Source organism: Lentzea flaviverrucosa (assembly GCF_003350445.1).
GTDB lineage: Bacteria > Actinomycetota > Actinomycetes > Mycobacteriales > Pseudonocardiaceae > Lentzea > Lentzea californiensis.
Window position 1 is genome coordinate 71,189 of record NZ_QQAU01000001.1, and the last position, 17,498, is coordinate 88,686.

Annotated in this window: 19 protein-coding genes and 1 pseudogene; 6 read left to right on the forward strand and 14 right to left on the reverse strand. The window is 69.8% G+C overall.

Annotated features, from left to right (window positions below; genetic code table 11):
• Positions 1-8: 8 nt before the first annotated feature.
• The 3 genes and pseudogenes from DFR72_RS00400 to DFR72_RS00410 all read right to left on the reverse strand — a co-directional run bounded on the left by DFR72_RS00400 (position 9) and on the right by DFR72_RS00410 (position 1,298).
• Entirely contained in the window at positions 9-461 is a 453-nt protein-coding gene (locus tag DFR72_RS00400; RefSeq protein WP_090072960.1) for a universal stress protein, read from the reverse strand.
• A gap of 100 nt (positions 462-561) precedes the next feature.
• Positions 562-864: pseudogene (locus DFR72_RS47815) on the reverse strand (OsmC family protein); the annotation flags it as partial.
• A complete protein-coding gene (locus DFR72_RS00410) occupies positions 864-1,298 on the reverse strand; it encodes a universal stress protein (RefSeq protein ID WP_090072958.1) in 435 nt (144 codons plus the stop codon). The gene DFR72_RS00410 and the pseudogene DFR72_RS47815, both read right to left, overlap by 1 nt.
• 210 nt (positions 1,299-1,508) lie before the next feature.
• On the opposite strand from DFR72_RS00410, the gene DFR72_RS00415 reads away from it, so the two are divergent.
• On the forward strand, positions 1,509-2,060 hold the full coding sequence (locus DFR72_RS00415) for a DoxX family membrane protein (protein WP_090072956.1): 552 nt from the start codon (positions 1,509-1,511) through the stop codon (positions 2,058-2,060).
• Positions 2,061-2,369: 309 nt separating this feature from the next.
• Here the strand turns inward: DFR72_RS00415 and DFR72_RS00420 are convergent, their stop codons facing one another.
• Complete coding sequence (locus DFR72_RS00420) at positions 2,370-2,963, reverse strand: Rv1733c family protein (protein WP_090072954.1); 594 nt, start codon at positions 2,961-2,963, stop codon at positions 2,370-2,372.
• Positions 2,964-3,128: 165 nt separating this feature from the next.
• On the opposite strand from DFR72_RS00420, the gene DFR72_RS00425 reads away from it, so the two are divergent.
• Complete coding sequence (locus DFR72_RS00425; RefSeq protein ID WP_090073126.1) at positions 3,129-3,524, forward strand: hypothetical protein; 396 nt, start codon at positions 3,129-3,131, stop codon at positions 3,522-3,524.
• Here DFR72_RS00425 and ppk2 read toward each other — a convergent pair.
• The 6 genes from ppk2 to DFR72_RS00455 are packed head-to-tail and all read right to left on the reverse strand — an operon-like array spanning position 3,488 to position 10,748.
• Positions 3,488-4,294: a polyphosphate kinase 2 gene (ppk2, locus tag DFR72_RS00430; RefSeq protein ID WP_090072952.1), complete on the reverse strand. Its 807-nt coding sequence runs from the start codon at positions 4,292-4,294 to the stop codon at positions 3,488-3,490. The genes DFR72_RS00425 and ppk2 overlap by 37 nt on opposite strands.
• On the reverse strand, positions 4,294-6,858 hold the full coding sequence (locus tag DFR72_RS00435) for an HAD-IC family P-type ATPase (RefSeq protein WP_342768624.1): 2,565 nt from the start codon (positions 6,856-6,858) through the stop codon (positions 4,294-4,296). Before DFR72_RS00435 ends, ppk2 begins: the two co-directional genes overlap by 1 nt.
• The gene (locus tag DFR72_RS00440) at positions 6,800-7,195 is read right to left on the reverse strand and encodes a CBS domain-containing protein (protein WP_090073124.1); all 396 of its coding nucleotides are present in this window, start codon (positions 7,193-7,195) and stop codon (positions 6,800-6,802) included. Before DFR72_RS00440 ends, DFR72_RS00435 begins: the two co-directional genes overlap by 59 nt.
• Positions 7,192-7,641 (reverse strand): universal stress protein, encoded by a 450-nt coding sequence (locus DFR72_RS00445; protein WP_090072947.1) that lies wholly within the window; start codon positions 7,639-7,641, stop codon positions 7,192-7,194. The genes DFR72_RS00440 and DFR72_RS00445 overlap by 4 nt, the downstream gene beginning before the upstream one ends.
• A gap of 30 nt (positions 7,642-7,671) precedes the next feature.
• Positions 7,672-10,248, reverse strand: coding sequence for a bifunctional acetate--CoA ligase family protein/GNAT family N-acetyltransferase (locus DFR72_RS00450; protein WP_090072945.1), 2,577 nt, complete (start codon positions 10,246-10,248; stop codon positions 7,672-7,674).
• Entirely contained in the window at positions 10,245-10,748 is a 504-nt protein-coding gene (locus tag DFR72_RS00455; RefSeq protein ID WP_090072943.1) for a universal stress protein, read from the reverse strand. Before DFR72_RS00455 ends, DFR72_RS00450 begins: the two co-directional genes overlap by 4 nt.
• Before the next feature lie 430 nt (positions 10,749-11,178).
• Here DFR72_RS00455 and DFR72_RS00460 point away from each other — a divergent pair, with 430 nt between their 5' ends.
• Positions 11,179-11,376: a hypothetical protein gene (locus DFR72_RS00460; protein ID WP_090072941.1), complete on the forward strand. Its 198-nt coding sequence runs from the start codon at positions 11,179-11,181 to the stop codon at positions 11,374-11,376.
• Here the strand turns inward: DFR72_RS00460 and DFR72_RS00465 are convergent.
• From DFR72_RS00465 to DFR72_RS00475, 3 genes are read right to left on the reverse strand one after another with little or no spacing between them, the layout of a single operon-like run.
• Positions 11,373-12,248 carry a universal stress protein gene (locus tag DFR72_RS00465; protein WP_090072939.1) on the reverse strand — a complete coding sequence of 292 codons (876 nt, stop codon included), beginning with the start codon at positions 12,246-12,248 and terminating at the stop codon, positions 11,373-11,375. The genes DFR72_RS00460 and DFR72_RS00465 overlap by 4 nt on opposite strands.
• On the reverse strand, positions 12,245-12,811 hold the full coding sequence (locus tag DFR72_RS00470; RefSeq protein WP_090072937.1) for a CBS domain-containing protein: 567 nt from the start codon (positions 12,809-12,811) through the stop codon (positions 12,245-12,247). Before DFR72_RS00470 ends, DFR72_RS00465 begins: the two co-directional genes overlap by 4 nt.
• Positions 12,812-12,836: 25 nt before the next feature.
• Complete coding sequence (locus DFR72_RS00475; RefSeq protein ID WP_143086997.1) at positions 12,837-13,529, reverse strand: hypothetical protein; 693 nt, start codon at positions 13,527-13,529, stop codon at positions 12,837-12,839.
• A gap of 65 nt (positions 13,530-13,594) precedes the next feature.
• On the opposite strand from DFR72_RS00475, the gene DFR72_RS00480 reads away from it, so the two are divergent.
• Positions 13,595-13,879: an SHOCT domain-containing protein gene (locus DFR72_RS00480; protein WP_245982382.1), complete on the forward strand. Its 285-nt coding sequence runs from the start codon at positions 13,595-13,597 to the stop codon at positions 13,877-13,879.
• Between the two features lie 77 nt (positions 13,880-13,956).
• Entirely contained in the window at positions 13,957-14,613 is a 657-nt protein-coding gene (locus tag DFR72_RS00485; protein ID WP_090072934.1) for a response regulator, read from the forward strand.
• Positions 14,614-14,619: 6 nt separating this feature from the next.
• Here the strand turns inward: DFR72_RS00485 and DFR72_RS00490 are convergent, their stop codons facing one another.
• Positions 14,620-16,293: a sensor histidine kinase gene (locus DFR72_RS00490; RefSeq protein WP_090072932.1), complete on the reverse strand. Its 1,674-nt coding sequence runs from the start codon at positions 16,291-16,293 to the stop codon at positions 14,620-14,622.
• A gap of 141 nt (positions 16,294-16,434) precedes the next feature.
• On the opposite strand from DFR72_RS00490, the gene DFR72_RS00495 reads away from it, so the two are divergent.
• Positions 16,435-17,448 carry an Acg family FMN-binding oxidoreductase gene (locus tag DFR72_RS00495; RefSeq protein WP_090073119.1) on the forward strand — a complete coding sequence of 338 codons (1,014 nt, stop codon included), beginning with the start codon at positions 16,435-16,437 and terminating at the stop codon, positions 17,446-17,448.
• Positions 17,449-17,498 lie beyond the last annotated feature (50 nt).

The window sequence follows — 17,498 nt, forward strand, 5'->3', positions numbered from 1 at the left end:
TTGCCTCCCTAGGTCTCGTTGCTTGCCGAGTGCTCGTTCACCGGGATCACGACCACCGGCACCGACGAGTGCCGCACGCAGTGCATGCTGGTCGAACCCATCGTGATCTGGCGCAGCCGACTCACCGTGTGGGAGGCGACCACCAGCAGTGCCGCGCCCTTCGACGCCTCCTCCAGCACCTCGGCCGCGTCACCGCGCAGGCTGCGCCGCTCGATTTCCGGCGGCTGCAGCCTGCCGACCAACGCGGCCCGCACGGAGGTGTCCACGAGCGTTTCCGACAGAGTCAGCTGGTTCTGCGCGTTCGTCTCGTACCAGTCGACGAGCGGTTCGAAGGTCCACGCGTGCACGACGTGCAGCGGGCAGTTCCGGAGGGACGCTTCGCCCATCGCCCAGCGCAAGGCCTGCTCGGAGGCGGGCGACCCGTCGACACCGACGACGATCGGTGCGTTCTCGGTGGTCATGGCGGCTCCTCGCCGACACGGATCTCGATCTCCGGCGGCTGCCGGAGCGTGTTGTGCACCGTGCAGTGGTTCGCGACCGCCTGCAGCGCTGTTCCTGCTGCGGTGTCAGCGAAGTGCCCACGTGTACGGTGACGCGGATTGTCGCCACGCGGGCCGGCCGGTCCGTCGCCATCGTGTACTCCGAGTGCACGGTCAGCCCGTCGCTCGGCAGGTGATGACGACGCAGGAACGTCCCCGAGTAGTGGGCGACACAGGTCGCGAGCGACACCACGAAAAGCTCGACGGGAGAGGGCCCCCTGTCGCTGTCCGGTTGGTCGGTGTGCAGCTCGTGGGCGCGCAGGCGGATCATGAACTCGTCGTCGCGGACGTGCTGGACGGTGAGCCGATGCAGGACCACGTTCATCAGAGCGCCTTCACCACGACGACGGGACAGCTCGCGTGGCGCACGCAGTAGGCGCTCACCGAGCCCAGGAGCAGCTCGGCCACCGCGCTGTGGCCGCGGTTGCCCACCACGAGCATCCGGGCATCGCGCGACATCTCGACGAGCAGCTTCTTCGCGTCGCCCTCGATGAGTATCCGGCGCAGGTCCACGTCACCGACGTCCGCCGTGGCGACGTCGAGCGCGGACCGGCTCGCTGCCTCGATGCTCGCCGTGTCCAGTCCGGCAGCGGTCGCCTCAGGCGCCATCATCAGGCCGTAGTCCATGTGCCACACGGAGATGGCGTCGATCGTGCAGTCGTGCCGGCGCGCCTCCCCGACCGCCCACCGAAGTGCTGCCGCACCGGCCGCGGACCCGTCGACACCCACCACGATCGGTCGAAGTTCGTTGTCCCTCATGTACTTCAGCGTCGCGGGCCGGGCGCGTGGTGGTCAGTGGCCGGGGGCCTGGCCGCCTCGGGACCTTCGTCCTCCAGCCGACGTTCGAGTCTGTGGCGCCGGTACGGCCCGACAGGTCATGACGTCACTACCGGATCGGGACCAAGGGCTGCGTTCGCGGACGACGTTGCCGACAAGACTCGAGACAGAAGAACTCCCTGGGAGGTAAAGATGTCCGCTGTTCACGCTCCTGCTCAGACCCGAGTCGAAACGGGTGCTGTGCCCCTCGCGGTGCTGCGCATCGTGACCGGGTTGCTGTTCCTCTGGGCGTTCGTCGACAAGGCCTTCGGCCTCGGCTACGCCACTCAGTCAAAGAACGCGTGGTTCTCCGGAGGCTCGCCCACGAAGGGATTCCTCAGCCGGGTGGCCGTCGGGCCGTTCGAGTCGGTGTTCCACGACATCGCCGGCGCCTGGTGGGCCGACGTGCTCTTCATGGCCGGTCTGCTCGCGGTCGGCGTGGCGCTGGTGCTGGGCATCGGTCTGCGGATCGCGGCCGTCAGCGGCGCGGTGATGATGGCGCTCATGTGGGCCGCGGAATGGCCGCCGGCGCAGCACACCTCGTCCGGTGAGGCGACGATGTCCACCAACCCGCTCATCGACTACCACGTCATCTACGCCCTGGTGCTGTTCGTCCTCGCGGCCACCGCGTCCGGGGTCACCTGGGGCCTGGCGCGCTGGTGGACCGGCCTGCCGATCGTCAAGGCGAACCCCTGGCTGCGTTGAGGATCCGGAAAGGAGGCAGGACGCCACGGCGTCCTGCCTCCTTTCCGTGCACGGAGTCAGGCAAGGCGACGAGCCAGCCCGGCCAGCGGAACAAGGGCCGACAACAGGCGACGCGGTGTGTTCAGCGAACTCGGCGAGCTGCGGTGCGGAAGGTGGACGCTCAGTGCGCGGCAGGCTCCTCGGCTTCAAGCAAGGTCCAGGCGTGGACGGACGCCGGTCCAGGAGCAGACGGCCGTGTCCCCCCAACTCGCACCTGTGTTCAAAGGCCGGGCGGCCTCAGCCGCCCGGCCGGAACCGTGAGTCGGTGGCTCAGCGTCCGGTCCAGTCCGGTGCGGTCAGCTCCCATTCGAGCTGCCACCAGCGCAGACGAACCCTCATGCACGCGAACCTCACCAGTCCGTACAACAGGGCCATCGCACCCGCGATCAGACCCCACAGCAGCAGTGCGCCGAGGATCGCGTTGGACGCGGCTCCCTGGTTCGTCATGGGAGGCTCGGTCGGCTCACCGCTCAGATCGACCCAGATTCGCAGAGCCGTGCCGGCCTCGGCGCCGTAGGGCGCCCGAACGAGGCCCTTCCGCTCAAGACCGTCAGGTGTGCGCCAGGTCGCGATGGCGTCGGTCGTCTCGACCAGCGCTTCGCTGCCGGCGGCACCGTCCATCGACGGCGCGTCCTCCGCGAGCACCGCGCTCACCTGAGTCCGGCTCTTCTGCTCGGCCTCGACGCGGGACTCGTGCGTCGCGTAGATCTCCGAGCCGATCGCCGCGGCCACGGGGACGGCGAGCACCGCCACCACGACCCCCAGCGCGAGCACCGCACCCTCGATCCGGTCGCCGACCGTGGCGAGCGGGTTACGTCCGGGGAAAGCCCTGCGGACTAGTCGGGACAGCGTGTCCGTGGTCATGGTCCACCTCCACCGTCAGACTTCCGGGTGGAGGCGGTGGTCCCCAGGGACCTTGGTCTCGTCACCGGTGAGCCCCTGGTCTCGCCGATGCGGAGTCTCGGTGCGGTGTTCGCGGAAGGTGTCACGGAGCAGCCTGGAGCCAACGCCGGACCCCAGGAGCCCGCCATGACCACGCCACTTCTCGTCGTCGACCACCAGCCCTACGCGGACGTCAGGGACCGCGGGCTCGCTGTGGTGCTCGCCGAAGAGGACGCGGCGGAGGAGTTCGGGCTCGACCCGCTGGAGCGGATCTCGTGCCGGCTGCACCGCCGGTGGCTGCACCATTGCGTGCACTCCGCCGACCACGTCATCAAGGTCACCGGACACCGCTGGTGCCGCGACTGTTCCTCAACGGCTTCCGTCGGCGTCGACGAGCTGACCGGTGACGTCCTGGTGCGGTGCGAGGCATGCCACCGGACGCCCCGCACCCCTGCCACGCTGCAGATCATCCGCGCCTGCCGGGCGAGCCTCGCCGCGGCGCGGGGTTACTTCTCCGATGTTCGGACGACCCTGGCGGCGTGATCCGGCACTTCTCGTTGCAGGGCGCGGGCCGTGCGCTGGTAGCCGCTGGACGGTGGCCGCGCGGGCAGCTTGATCTTCGGCGCGGTGACCTCGTGGTAGTCGACGGTGCTGAGCAGGTGGGCGATCATGTTGATCCGTGCCCGTCGTTTGTCGTCGCCTTCGACCGCGTACCAGGGTGATTCGGCGGTGTCGGTGTGCACCATCATCTCGTCCTTGGCGCGGGAGTAGTCCTCCCAGCGCGTCAGCGACTCGAGGTCCATCGGCGACAGCTTCCAGCGCTTCAAAGGGTCGTCGAGGCGCTTGCGGAAGCGTCGTTCCTGTTCGGCGTCGCTGACCGAGAACCAGTACTTGCGCAGCAGGACACCGTCTTCGACGAGCATCCGTTCGAACTGCGGGCACTGCCGGAGGAACAGCCTGTGCTCCTCCGGTGTGCAGTAGCCCATCACGCGTTCGACCCCGGCGCGGTTGTACCAACTCCGGTCCAGCAGCACGATCTCGCCCGCCGCCGGCAGATGCGGCACGTATCGCTGGAAGTACCACTGGGTGCGTTCGCGTTCGCTGGGGGCGGGCAACGCCACGATCCGGGCGACGCGCGGGTTGAGGTGCTCGGTGATCCGTTTGATCGCCGAGCCCTTGCCCGCCGCGTCCCTGCCCTCGAACGCCACCACGAGCCGGGCGCCGGAGGCCTTCACCCACTCCTGCAGCTTCACCAGCTCGGTCTGCAACCGCAGCAGCTCCTGCTCGTACACCTCGCGACCCAGCTTGGTCATCAACTGCCTTTCCCGTGACGCTGCCGCCACTTCTCCAGCTCCACGACGACGTACGCCGCCGCGCTCAGCATGAAGACCACCAGCCAGGGCTGCCACCCGAGCGGCGCGGTGTGGAACAGGTCGTTCATGAACGGTACGTAGGTCAGCAGCAACTGCAGCGCCACGGTCAGCCCGATTCCCACCCACAGCCACCGGTTCGGTCCGGTGCTCGGCCGCCACTTCTCCAGCGAGCGGCAGTTGACCAGGTAGGCGATCTGGGCGCCGACGAAGACGTTCACCGCCACCGTCCGCGCGACCTCCAGGGTCGCACCCGACGCGAGCTGCCAGCGGAACGCACCGAAAGAGCAGGCCAGCAGGATCGCGGAGACGAACACGATGCGGCCGACGAGTTGCCGGGTCAGCAGCGGGAGCGACGGCGGCAACGGCGGCCGGCTCATCACGTCCGCCTCGCGCGGTTCGAACGCCAGCGTCAGTCCCAACGCGACCGCGGTGGTCATGTTGATCCACAGGATCTGCACCGGGAGGATCGGCAGTGCCGCGCCGAGCAGGATCGCCGTGAGGATCACCAGGCCCTCGGCCATGTTGGTGGGCAGCGTCCAGATGATGAACTTGCGCAGGTTGTCGAAGACCGCGCGGCCTTCCTCGACGGCAGCGCGGATCGAGGCGAAGTTGTCGTCGGTCAGCACCATGTCGGCGGCCTGCTTCGCGACCTCGGTGCCGCCCTTGCCCATCGCCACACCGATGTCCGCGCGTCGCAGCGCGGGTGCGTCGTTCACGCCGTCCCCGGTCATCGCGACGACCTCACCACAGGCCTGGATCTGCTTGACCAGCCTCAGTTTCTCCTCGGGTGCGACGCGGGCGTGCACGTCGGTGATGCCGAACTCCTCCGCGATGGCACGAGCGGTTGCCGGGTGGTCGCCGGTGATCATCTTGACCTCGATGCCCGCCGCCTGGCAGGCGCGCACCGCTTCGATCGCCTCCGGCCGCGCCGGGTCGTGCATCGCGACCAGCCCCAGCAGGACCACGTTGCCCCGCAAGCCTTCCTCGGACAGCTCCACACCCGCCGCGCGTCCGATCGCCAGCACCCTCAGACCGGCAGCGGACAGCTCCTCTGCCTCGGGATGGCGACCGAGTCCGGCGAGAGCGAGGACCCGCTCGACCGCGCCCTTGACGTAGACGACGTCGTTGGCGTGCCGGGTCGCCATGAACATCCGTTCCGAGTTGAACGGCAGCACGTCCACCCGTTCCGGGACATCGCCCTGGTCCAAGCCGGCCTTGCGTGCCGCCACGACGAGCGCGGCCTCGGTCGGATCTCCGACGGGAAGCCAGCGTCCGTCGTCCTCGACGATCCGCGCGTCGTTGCACGCCAGGCCGGCCAGGAGGCACTCGCGCAGCGCAGGAGTGACTTCAGGCGTGATGGCCCCGGTGGGCTCGTACCCGATGCCGGACAGCTCGTGGCGCGCACTTCCCACGACGACCACGTTGACCGTCATGGCGTTCGCGGTCAGCGTTCCCGTCTTGTCCGTGCAGATGACCGTGGTGCTGCCCAACGTCTCGACGGCGGGCAGCCTGCGGATGATCGCGTTGCGCTTCGCCATGCGCGCCACCCCGATGGCCAGCGTCACGGTGACCGCGGCGGGCAGCCCTTCCGGGATCGCGCCGACAGCGAGTGCGACGGCGGCGGTGACCATCTCGGCGAGTGGTTCGCCGCGCAGCACGCCGACCACGACGCTGAACGCCGCGAGCCCGAGGATCACCACGGTCAGGATCTGGCTGAACCGCGCGAGCTTGCGGGTCAGCGGGGTCTGCACGGTGGTGGTCGTGCTGACCAGCCGGTGCACGCGGCCGATCTCGGTGTCCGCGGCCGTCCCGACCACGACACCACGCCCTCCCCCGGCGGTGACCAGCGTGCTGGAGTAGGCCATGTTGGTCCGGTCGGCCAGCGCGGTGTCCGAGGGCAACTGCACCGGGTTCTTCGCCACCGGCAGGGACTCACCGGTCAACGCCGACTCGTCGACTCGCAGCTCCTTCGTGGTGACGAGCCGGAGGTCCGCGCCGACCTGGTCGCCCGCCTCCAGCACGACCAGGTCACCCGGCACGAGCTCCCCGGACGGAACCCGTGCGGTGAGGCCGTCGCGCACGACGGTCACTTCCGTGCGCACCATCGCCGTCAAGGCGTCCAGGGCCCGCTCGGCACGCGCCTCCTGGATGAACCCGATGACGGCGTTGACCACGACGACGCCGAACACCACGGAGGCGTCCACGACCTCGCCCAGCGCGGCGGTGATGCCCGCGGCCACCAGCAGCACGTAGATGAGCGGGTGGTGCAGCTGTCCGAGCAGCCGCACCACCCAACTCGGCCCGCGCGTAGCGGGCAGCTCGTTCGGCCCGAGCGCGGCCAGCCGGTCCCGCCACTGGGCGGTGGTGAGCCCGGCGTTCTCGTCGGACTCCGCGATCAGGACGACCTCGGCCACCGGCAGTCCGTGGTGGGCGACGTCCTCGCGGTCAGCCGTGCTCAGCGGCATGGCCCACTCGCAGGTGCGGATCGTCGTGGCTGATGGCACGCAGCACGTCGAGGCGGGTGAGCATGCCGATGACGTCGCGGTTGTCGAGTACCGGCACGCAGATCACCTCGTAGCGGACCATCGCCTCGAAGAGCGTCGCCACGTCGAACTCCGGCCCGACCGTCAGCTCCGGCTGCGTCATGACCCGCTCGACTTTGGGCGAGTCGTCCTCCCCGCGGCGGCAACCGGCCTTGGTCACCACACCGAGGAACACGTTCCGGTCGACGACGGGCAGCATCGTGAGGCCGAAGTCGTCCATCAGCCCCTCGGCGTGGCGGGCGAAGTCACGCGGCCCGACCGTGACGAGCGGCCGGACCATCGCGTCGGCGGCCCTCATCGCGCAGTCTCCGCGAGCTCGCGGTCGTTCACGGGGATGACGACGATCGGCGCGTGCGCGTGCCGTACGACGTGCATGCTCGTCGAGCCCAGGACCATCTGGCGGATCCGGTGCCCGGTGTGCGAGGCGACGACCAGCATCGCGGCGCCCTCCGAGGCCTTCTCGAGCGTCTCGGCGGCATCGCCGCGCAGGCTCTTGCGGACGATCTCGGGCAGGTCCTGGCGCTGCTCCGACGCCGTCCGCACCACCTTCTCGAGCAGCGCCTCCGACGCCGCCCGCACGCGCTGTTCGGTGGTCTCGGTCCAGTCGGTGAGCGCTTCGAAGGTCCAGGCGTGGACGACGTGCAACGGGCATCCGCGTACGACCGCCTCGTCCAGTGCCCACTCCAGTGCTCGGTCGGACGCGGGCGTTCCGTCGATGCCCACCACGATCGGTTTCGTGCTCATGGCTCGTTCTCCCTCGGATTGTGGTTCTGGTCAGGTGGTCCGCAGGCGGCGCAGGAACGGGTCGGCGTGCTCAGCCGGCGCGACGCGTACTCGTGCGTCGACGACCACGCATCCCGTGTCCGTCAGCACCAGGGGGTTGATGTCGAGCTCCACGACCTCGGGCAGTGCGCCGGCCAGCTCGGCGACTCGGAGCAACACTTCCCGGACTGCTTCCTCGTTGACACCGGCGAGCACGTGACCCGCGGAGCGGAAGCCGTGCAGCAGTTCATCGGCGTCCGCAGTGGACAGTGGTGCGAGAGCCGCGGCGCGGTCGTCGAGCAGATCGGTGTCGACACCGCCGAGTCCGGTGACCACGAGCGGCCCGAACTTCTCGTCCGTCACGACACCGACCAGCAGCTCCCGGCCGCCGGACGCCATCGGCTGCACGAACACGCCCCGCAACCGGTCGCCGAAGCGTTCCTGGAACGTGCGGAAGGCTTCCGCCACACCACCCCCGTCGGCGACTCCGAGTTCCACGCCGCCTCCCTTGCTCTTGTGCAGCAGGTCATCAGCTACCGCTTTGAGTGCCACCGGTGCGTCGTAGGCCTGCTGGGCCGCCACCGCGTGCTCCGGGGTCGTCGCGAGCGTTCCGCCCAGCACCGGCAACCCGAACGCGGTGAGCAGCGCCATCACTTCGTCCGGGGGCAGCCAGCCCTCGTGGCCGGAAACGATCGCCTTCGCGGCGTCGAGGTCGATCCGGTTGAGGCGGGCGAACTCCCTCGGGCGGGCCAGCCAGTCCGCACGCTCGACCAGTCGCGCCAGCGCCGCGGCGGCGCGCGCAGGCTCCGGGTAGCAGGGCACTTCTCCTGCAAGCCGTTCGGTTTGGCCGGTGCGCACTGCCAGCACCGGTTTGCCGTTGACGTCGTGCACACCGCCGGTGGGGTCGCCGAGCGCGGTCGGCACCGTCACGGTGATCACGGCGTCGACCGCCGGATCCGCGCCGATGACGTCGAGGCAGCGGGCGAAGGCCTTCTCGTCGACGACCGCGGTGGTGTCGACCGGGTTCTGCAGGCTGGCCGTCTCCGGAACGAGGCGCGCCAGCGCCTTGCGGGTCTCGTCGCCGAGTGCGGCCATGTGCAGGCCTTGGCGGACGCAGGCGTCCGCGGCCAGCACGCCGAGACCACCGGCGTTGCTGAGCACCGCGACCGCTCGTCCGGTGGGAAGTGGTTGGCAGCTCAGCGCCATCACGGCATCGGTCAGTTCCGGCACGCTGTCGACCGCGATCACGCCCGCCTGCCGGAACAATGCGTCCCGGGTGACCGACGGCGTCGCGGTCGAGGCGGTGTGCGAGGCGGCGGCGCGCTGGCCTGCCTCGCTGGTGGCGGCGCGGATGGCGAGCACAGGTTTGGCCGCGGCGACGCGGCGGGCGATGCGGGCGAACTTGCGCGGGTTGCCGAAGGATTCGAGGTACAGCGCGATGATCCGCGTGTCCTGGTCGTGCTCCCACCACATCAGCAGGTCGTTGCTGCTGATGTCGAGCTTGTCGCCGGTGGAGACCAGGTTCGACAGGCCGAGACCGAGGCGTCGCAGTTCTTCCTGCACGCCGATCGCGATGCCACCGGACTGGGTGATCAGCCCGATGTGGCCCGCGAGCGTGCTGTGCGCCGCGAAGGTCGCGTTCATCCGGACACCGGGCGCACTGGTCGACACCCCCAGGCAGTTCGGCCCGACGAGGCGCATGCCGTGCGCACGAACCGCCTTCAGCAGTTCTCCCGCGTCGACACCGGACGAGATGACGACCAACGCCCGCACACCCTTGCGACCGCATTCCTCGGCGACGGCGGGAACGGCCTTCGCCGGCACGCACAGCACTGCCAGATCGGGTGCTTCCGGCAGCTCGTTGATCGACGCGTAGCACTCGACGCCCACAACGGACTTCGCGTGCGGGTTGACCGCGTACAGATCGCCGGTGAAGTTGCCCTCGACGAGGTTGTGCAGCACCGCGTGGCCCACCGAGTCCGGCGATCGGCCCGCGCCGACCACGGCGATCGAGGTGGGGCGCAGCACGTGCGTGAGGCTCGCGACGTCGGCGCGCGACTCCCGTTCGCTCATCGCGTCGAGGTAGTGGTCGCCGGGCTCGAGGACGAGCTCGACGTAGATGACCTCGCCGTCGGGCACGATCGAGGTGACGAGACCCATGCTGGTGAACACGCGCAGCATCCGGCCGTTGATCGTGAGCACGTCGGCGGTGAACCGCCGCACCCCGCGGCTGCGTGCCAGCGACGCCAGGTGTTCCAGCAGCAGGGTGCCGACGCCGTGGGCCTGCTCGGCGTGCGACACGACCAGCGCGACCTCCGCGAAATCCGTCTGCCGCACCACCACGTAGCTAGCCGCACCCAGCAGCCGGTCGCCGCGGAACGCTCCGAGCACCACGTGGCGCGGCGCGTCCGGCGAGACCATCCGCTCGACGAAGTCCTCCAGTTGCCTCGGCGACGTGCTGAAGAACCTGAGGTACTGGTCCTCGATCGGCAACGCGCGGTGCAGTGCGAGCAGAGCCGAGACATCGTCCGGGCCCAGTTCGCGCACCGTGACGACCGAGCCGTCCGTCAGCAACGCCGCCGCGTTCACAGCAGCGGTCCCGGCGTCAGCGGTGCGGCCGCAGCGAGGAGCGCGTGCTCCTTCTTGACCTTCGGCTCACGGATCACGACGACCGGGCACGAGGCGTGGTGCACGCAGTACGAGCTGACCGACCCGAGGACGACCTCGACCACCGTGCTGTGCCCGCGACTGCCGACCACGAGCAGTTCCGCGTCCTCCGACGCCTTGGTGAGCGCGGCCCTGGGGTCCCCCTCGACCAGGATCGGACGGATCTCCACGCCCTCGATCCCCTGCACCGCGGCATCGAGTGCCTTCTGCGCCGTTTCCTTCATCGCCTGTGGTGACAGGGCCAGCAGGATCTCGGCGGGCACCGGGCCGATCATCACCCCGTAGTCGACGTGCCAGGCCGAGATCACGTCGACCGAGCACCCACGCCGCCGAGCATCCTCGACGGCCCACTTCAACGCCGCCAGGGAGGCGGGTGATCCATCAAATCCGACCACCACGGGCCGGGACTCGTTCTCGCTCATGTACCCCAGCCTCGCGGTCCGCGCCGCTGCCGGTGAGTGCCCGCGGTCCCGCGCCGTCCGGGACCTTCGTCCCCGGCCTACCAGGCCATGCCCTGCCCGGCCGCGACGGCGGGCGCAAGCCACACGACAAGCCTGAGCGCGGACCTCGATGCGCAGGTCACCGTGGCCAGCACGAGCTTCGCCACGGTGTTGTTCGCCGGCGCCGCGCCACACGCGGGCCGGGTACAGCGCGCCGCGGTCGCAACACCTACCGGTACCGCGAGCTCGGGTCGGTGCCAGGCGGATGCGCCCAGGCAGGAACGTGGCGATGACAGCGATCTCGATCGTGGCGACCGCACCGAGCGCGACACGATGGGCGACAGCGCTGCACTGAGTGCGCAGGCCAGTGCGATCAGCGGGACGTCCGCGAGCCCGCAGGCCTGTCCGAGTCGTGGGCGTTGTCGTGCTCAAGCTCCACACCCCGGGAACACCCGCGCTCATCCTCGGTGTCCAGTCCGCGCTCGACCTACGGCGGACCGCCGTCTTCGTGCCCGCCACGCGCGTGCGCCTCAGCAGTATCGAGCTGCAGTTCTTCGGCTTCCCCTACGTCGCGAAGACGGAGGGGAAGCCGGCCGGTAACGCGACCTAGTCGGGTCGCACGATCGCCAACGGGCACGGCGCGTTGTAGACGAGTGCCTGACTCGTGGAGCCGAGCAGCATCCCGGCGAACCCGCCGTGCCCGTGGCTACCCACCACCACAAGCTGAGCCTCAGCCCCGTAGCGCATCAACGCGCGCACGGGCCGATCGCGCACGACCACCGGGTGCACCTGCACGTCCGGGTACTTCTCCTGCCATCCGGCGAGGCGCTGCGCCAGCAGCCTGCGTTCGTCGGCCTCCACCTGTCCCCAGTCCACGGTGAACCGCGACGCGCTGTACGCGCTCTCCACCATGTAGTCCGTCCAGCACATCACGACCGTGAGCCGGGCGTCGCGCATCGACGCCGTCTCGAAAGCGAACGCCAGCGCGGCCTCGCTCGTCGGAGAGCCGTCGACACCGACGACGACAGGCCCATCAGGCACAGAAGCGCCGCGCACCACGACGACCGGGCTCTTGCCGTGTGCCGCCAGCGCCAGGGCGGTGGAACCGACGATCATGCCGGTCACGGTGCCCAGGCCCTGCGAGCCGACCACGACGAGCCGCGCGGTCCTCGACTCCTCGATCAGCAGCGTGGTGGAGCCGCAGCAGGCGATCTCGGTGGTCACCTCGACCTCGGGCGCCGCTGCCCGCGCGGCCGCGGTGGCCTCGTCCAGCTTGTCGCGGCCCAGTTGCTCGATCGCCTGGCGGATCTCGTTGCCGGTGAGGATCACCTGGGGATAGCCGCGAGTCGGCAGCACGTAGGCGTGCACGAGCCGCAACGGCACCCTGTGCCGGGCAGACTCCTGCGCGGCCCAGGCAACGGCGAGCAAAGCCGAGGCGGAACCGTCGACGCCGACCACGATCGGAGCGGATGGGGCCTTCATCGTCGTCCTCCAGTCAGAACACGGGCGCGGCGCACTCCCGGCACCGCGTCAGCGAGTGCGATGAGGACTCGTTCGGTGTCCTCGTCGGTGGTCGCGGCGCCGATCACGGCCTCGCCGTCGACGACACTGACCGTCCACTTGCGACCGCCGCCGTACATGTCGAGCACCCGCTGAACTTCCGCGGCCACCGTCGTGTCGGCCCTGGCGATCACCCGTACCAGGTCGCGGCGGGTGACGATGCCGATCACGGTCGAGCCGTCGACGATCGGGACGCACCGCCGCTGGTCGTCGACCATCACGCGCGCGAGCACCTCGGCGGGTGCGGCGGCGTCCATCGCGACGGCGGGCGTGGTCATCACGTCGGCGACGACGGTGCCGGTTTCTTCGAGGTACTTGCCGCGGACCAGGTCGGCCTCGGTGATGATGCCGACGAGGCGTTTGTCGTCGTCGACGACGGGCAGTGCGGTGAACCCGTGCGAGACCATCAGTGCGGCCGCGCCCTTGAGCGGTACGGCCGGGGTCACGGTGATCACCGGGCTGGTCATGATGTCGCGAGCACGCATGGCGGACTCCCTTCCGGCGTCAACGCTAGGAATCGGATCGGCCGGCGGACGCTGTCGTTGGTCCCGTGCTGACCGGGCCCTTGGCACCGACGATCGCCATCGCCTGCGGGAAGCCGGCGAGCTCGTGCCGTTCGATCAGGCCCGCCCGCCACTGCTGCCGGTGCACCAGGTGCACCACGGGGCGCACCGCCACTCCGGCGCTACGACCGGCCAGCACCGCGGCCTGCAACGCCGCACCGCCCCGGACGTGGTCAGGCCGGCGGTCGCCGGTGGTGATCACGACGAGTTCGTGCTCGTTCAGGGCGCGCAGCTCGGTCCCCGCCCAGTGGTTCGCCCGCCCGAACGCGTGAGCGTCGCCCCCACCGGACGCGTCGGCGAGGCGGATGGCCCGGTGCAGGTCGAGGTCTTCCGGATCCGGTTGCTCGCGGCGGTCAGCACGAACGACGGCGAGCACGTCAGGGCTGGCCTGGTCGGTCGGGAACACGACGTGCGGATGCCACCCGGTGTGCCTGATGGCCAGCACGACGTGTTCCAGCGCGGCACCGCACGAGAGCAGCCGATCGAAGCCGAGTGGGTCGTGCGCGGACCGTTGTCCTGCCCCGAAGAGGTAGACCGACCGGCCGTGCAGCTCCAGCACCCACGGACGGTCGGCGCTGTACACGGGTGCTTTGCCGGCTGCCTCGACGATTTCCGCGGACTCCGCTGGGTTCCATCGCATGCCTCGACGATTCCGTCGCGGCACGACACGCGGACAGAGCGGACGTGCCCTCCCGGATCGGGCACTTGGACTCTCCGCGTGGCCGGGTGGACGGGAAGAACCTGGGCACGACGACGGAGGCGATGACGATGAACTGGTACTACGGCACCCCGATGGGCTGGGGCGGATTCTCGATGATGGCGCTGACCATGCTGCTGTTCTGGTGCGGTTTGATCGCGTTGGTGGTCGTACTGGTGCGCCGGTCCCCGCACACCGGCCCGGAGACCCGCATACTGAGGGAGCGGCTCGCCAGAGGTGACATCGACACCGAGGAGTTCGAGCGCGTGCGGAGGACTCTGGATTCCCGGTGACAGGGTCTTTGGTCCCTGTGTACCGCCGGTCGGCTGAGAGATCGTGATCGCAGAACGATCGAGAGAAGGTGGTTGCGGTGGTGTCGCGAGTCTTCCTGGTGGATGACCACGAGATCGTCCGGGTCGGCATCAGGGAGCTGCTCAGCGCCTCGCCCGACCTGGAGGTCGTGGGTGAGGCGTCCTCGGTGACCGAGGCGCTCACGATGGTCCCGGCGACCAATCCCGACGTGGCCGTGCTCGACGTGCGGCTGCCCGACGGCAACGGCATCGAGCTGTGCCGGGAGCTGATGTCCCGGCTGCCGGACCTCAAGTGCCTGATGCTGACGTCGTTCACCGACGACGAGGCGCTGTTCGACGCCATCATGGCCGGTGCGTCCGGGTTCGTCCTCAAGCGCATCCTCGGCACCGACCTCACCACGGCGGTGAAGACCGTCGCCGCAGGACAGTCGCTGCTGGACGCCAGGTCGACCGCCGCTCTGCTGAACCGCATCCGCCGCGAACGCGAGCAGGGCGACCCCGTCCGCGCGCTCACCGAGCAGGAGCGGACCGTGTTCGACTACATCGGCGACGGCCTGACGAACCGGCAGATCGCGGAGAAGATGTTCCTCGCGGAGAAGACCGTGAAGAACTACGTCTCGCACCTGCTCGCGAAGCTCGGCCTCGAACGCCGCACCCAGGCCGCCGTGCTGGCCTCACAGCTGCGCAAGCCCACCCACGACAACGAGACGGGCTGAGACCGGCTAGTCCAGCGGGACCCGCCACGTCACCCGCGTGCCACCACCGGGTTCCTCGCCGACGGTGAGTCCTCCGTTCAACTCGGCCGCGCGCTGTTCGAGGTTGCGCAGACCGCTGCGCGCGACATCGGGCGGCATGCCCAGGCCGTTGTCGACCATGGTGATGATCAACGCGTCGCCGGCCTCGACGGTGAGCGTCAGCTCCGTGGCGTGCGCGTGGCGCAGCGCGTTGCTCACGGTCTCGCGAACGACCGCCTCGGCGTGCTCCCCGATGTAGTCGGGCACGAGGCTGTCGATGGTGCCCGACATCCGGATCGCAGGGCTCACCTCGGCGTCCTCGGTGATCTCGGCGACGATGTTCAGCAGCCTGCGCCGCAGACCGGTGTCACCGGAGTCCCCCTGCAGGTCGAAGATCGACGTGCGGATCTCCAGGACGGTCTGGTCGAGCTGGTTCACCGCCTTCGTCACCCGCCTGCGGACCTCCGGGTGGGTCACCCACGTCAACGCGCCCTGCAAGCTCATACCGGTCGCGAACAACCGCTGGATCACGTGATCGTGCAGGTCGCGGGCGATGCGGTCGCGGTCCTCCAGCACGTCGACCAGGCGTCTGGCGCTCTGGTTCTCGGCGAACTCGATCGCGACCACGGCCTGGTCGGCGAACGACGCCAGCAGCGGCATCAGATCCGCACCGAACGGCGCGGCGTCCTTGTCGCGGACGGCGAGCAGGACACCGGTCACGGTGGTGCCGGCCCGCAGCGGCAGCACCACCGCGGCACCGGCCTGAGCAGGCAGGTCGCCGAGTTGGCCGTCCGCGTCCTCGATCAGCGCCGGAGCGGCGGTCTCCAGCACCTGCGCGAGCACCGGCGCGTCGGCGGCGAAGGTGTCAGGCGCGGTCTCGCTTCCAGCCTGCGCCGCCTTGCGGAGCTCGCTTCCGTCGAGCAGGAGCACCGTCGCCCACGAGGCCGATGCCAGCTCGACGGCCCGCTGCGCGATCAGCCGCAGCGCGTCCTCGGCGGTCGCCCCCGCCAGCAGCTGGGCGTTGATCTCCGCGGTCGCCTCCAGCCACCGCTCCCGCATGCGCGAGCGTTCGAACAGGCGGGCGTTCTCCACCGCGACGCCCGCTGCGGCGGCCAGGGCCTCCAGCACGACCTCGTCGTCGGCGGTGAAGTCACCACCACCCAGCTTCTCGGTCATGTAGAGGTTCCCGAACACCTCGTCACGCACCCGCACCGGAACGCCGAGGAAGCTGTGCATCGGCGGGTGGTTGGCGGGAAAGCCGACTGACGCCGCGTGCTCGGACAGGTCGTGCAACCGGATCGCCCTCGGATCCTTGATCAGCAGACCTAGCAGGCCTTTGCCCTCAGGCAGGTGCCCCATGTACGCGCGGGTCTCGGGGTCGATGCCGACGTGGACGAACTGCGAGAGGTTGTGCCGCACGCCGAGCACGCCCAGCGCGCCGTAGCGGGCGCCGACGAGCTCGACGGCCGCCTGCACGATGCGCTGCAGGGTGGAGTCCAGCTCCAGACCGGCACCGACCGCGAGGACGGCGTCGAGCAGGCTCTGCATCTTGTCCCTGGTCGACCCGATCTCGGCGAGCCGGTCGCGCATCTCGTCGAGCAGATCGTCCAGGCGCAGCCCGCCGAGCAAGCTGCGTGACGGTTTCTCCTCGGGTCCGGCCATGGATCAAGCCTTTCACGACCTCGCGGCGACGCCAAGCGGTCCCGGTCAGGTCGGGACCTTCGATGGTGGGTCCGGCCGGTGGCGGCACAGAGAGTAGGAGGCACAGGACGTTTCACAAGGCAACACGATGGGGTGAAGGACATGGCTCAAGTGGTGGCGGCTCTGGGGCTGGGACCCGAACAGATCGAGAGCGCGCTCACGACTGCCTCGCTCGCTCCGTCCGTGCACAACACCCAGCCCTGGCGGTTCCGCGTCCGACGCGACCGCATCGAGCTGCACCCCGACCCGAGCCGCAAGCTGGCGGCGACCGACCCGGAAGACCGTGAACTGCGGCTGTCCTGCGGTGCGGCGCTGTTCAACCTGCGGCTGGCACTGCAGAGCATGGGTGTGCGTCCACTGGTGTCGATGCTGCCCGGTCACGACTCCCCTGGCGCGTTCGCCGTGGTCCGCCGCAACGGCGCATTCAAGATCGACGACGAGAGCCGTGCCCTGCTCGCAGCAGTGCCACGCCGTCGCACCAATCGCAAGCCGTTCCTCGAAGGGACCATCGACCCTCGCCAGCGCCATGCGCTGGTTCGCGCGGCCGAACTGGAACGGTCCTGGCTGCACCTCGTGACGACGCCGGAGAACCGCGCCCAGCTCAAGCGGTTCGTCCAGCAGGCACACCAGATCCAGCTCGGCGACGAAGGCGTGCAGGCGGAGCTCGCGGCGTTCACCGGCCATCGTCCGGGCGCGACAGACGGCGTGCCACCTGCATCGGCGGGCGTGCGTCCCGAGATGCAGGACGAGTGGGTGTTCCGCGACTTCCAAGGCCCCGAACGCCACCCCGGCAAGGACTACGAGTCCGACCCGCTCGTCATGGTCCTGTGCTCGTACTACGACGGACCGCTCGGTGACCTGCAGGCGGGCCAGGCGATGCAACGCGTTCTGCTCACCGCGACCACGCACGGGCTGTCCGCGTCGTTCCTGTCCCAGCCGGTCGAGGTCAAGCGGGTTCGCGACGACCTGCGGCGCGCGCTCGGCGGCCTGCTCGTGCCTCAGACAGTGCTGCGGATGGGATTCAGCACACCGGTGCCGGCCACACCACGCCGACCCGTCGCCGAGCTGCTGCTCGACTCCGACGAGCACGCGTCCCGCCAGGGCGCCGGGTCATGACGGGACTTTGGTCCTGGAGCGGCCGGCACTTCTCGCCCTGCTCCAGGTGG

Coding starts and splice junctions, on each gene's coding strand:
- DFR72_RS00410 (WP_090072958.1), bottom strand. CDS start 1,298: ATGAGGGACAACGAACTTCGACCGATCGTGGTGGGTGTCGACGGGTCC.
- DFR72_RS00420 (WP_090072954.1), bottom strand. CDS start 2,963: ATGACCACGGACACGCTGTCCCGACTAGTCCGCAGGGCTTTCCCCGGA.
- DFR72_RS00425 (WP_090073126.1), top strand. CDS start 3,129: ATGACCACGCCACTTCTCGTCGTCGACCACCAGCCCTACGCGGACGTC.
- DFR72_RS00470 (WP_090072937.1), bottom strand. CDS start 12,811: ATGCGTGCTCGCGACATCATGACCAGCCCGGTGATCACCGTGACCCCG.
- DFR72_RS00475 (WP_143086997.1), bottom strand. CDS start 13,529: ATGCGATGGAACCCAGCGGAGTCCGCGGAAATCGTCGAGGCAGCCGGC.
- DFR72_RS00415 (WP_090072956.1), top strand. CDS start 1,509: ATGTCCGCTGTTCACGCTCCTGCTCAGACCCGAGTCGAAACGGGTGCT.
- DFR72_RS00490 (WP_090072932.1), bottom strand. CDS start 16,293: ATGGCCGGACCCGAGGAGAAACCGTCACGCAGCTTGCTCGGCGGGCTG.
- DFR72_RS00440 (WP_090073124.1), bottom strand. CDS start 7,195: ATGAGGGCCGCCGACGCGATGGTCCGGCCGCTCGTCACGGTCGGGCCG.
- DFR72_RS00445 (WP_090072947.1), bottom strand. CDS start 7,641: ATGAGCACGAAACCGATCGTGGTGGGCATCGACGGAACGCCCGCGTCC.
- DFR72_RS00465 (WP_090072939.1), bottom strand. CDS start 12,248: ATGAAGGCCCCATCCGCTCCGATCGTGGTCGGCGTCGACGGTTCCGCC.
- DFR72_RS00495 (WP_090073119.1), top strand. CDS start 16,435: ATGGCTCAAGTGGTGGCGGCTCTGGGGCTGGGACCCGAACAGATCGAG.
- ppk2 (WP_090072952.1), bottom strand. CDS start 4,294: ATGACCAAGCTGGGTCGCGAGGTGTACGAGCAGGAGCTGCTGCGGTTG.
- DFR72_RS00400 (WP_090072960.1), bottom strand. CDS start 461: ATGACCACCGAGAACGCACCGATCGTCGTCGGTGTCGACGGGTCGCCC.
- DFR72_RS00455 (WP_090072943.1), bottom strand. CDS start 10,748: ATGAGCGAGAACGAGTCCCGGCCCGTGGTGGTCGGATTTGATGGATCA.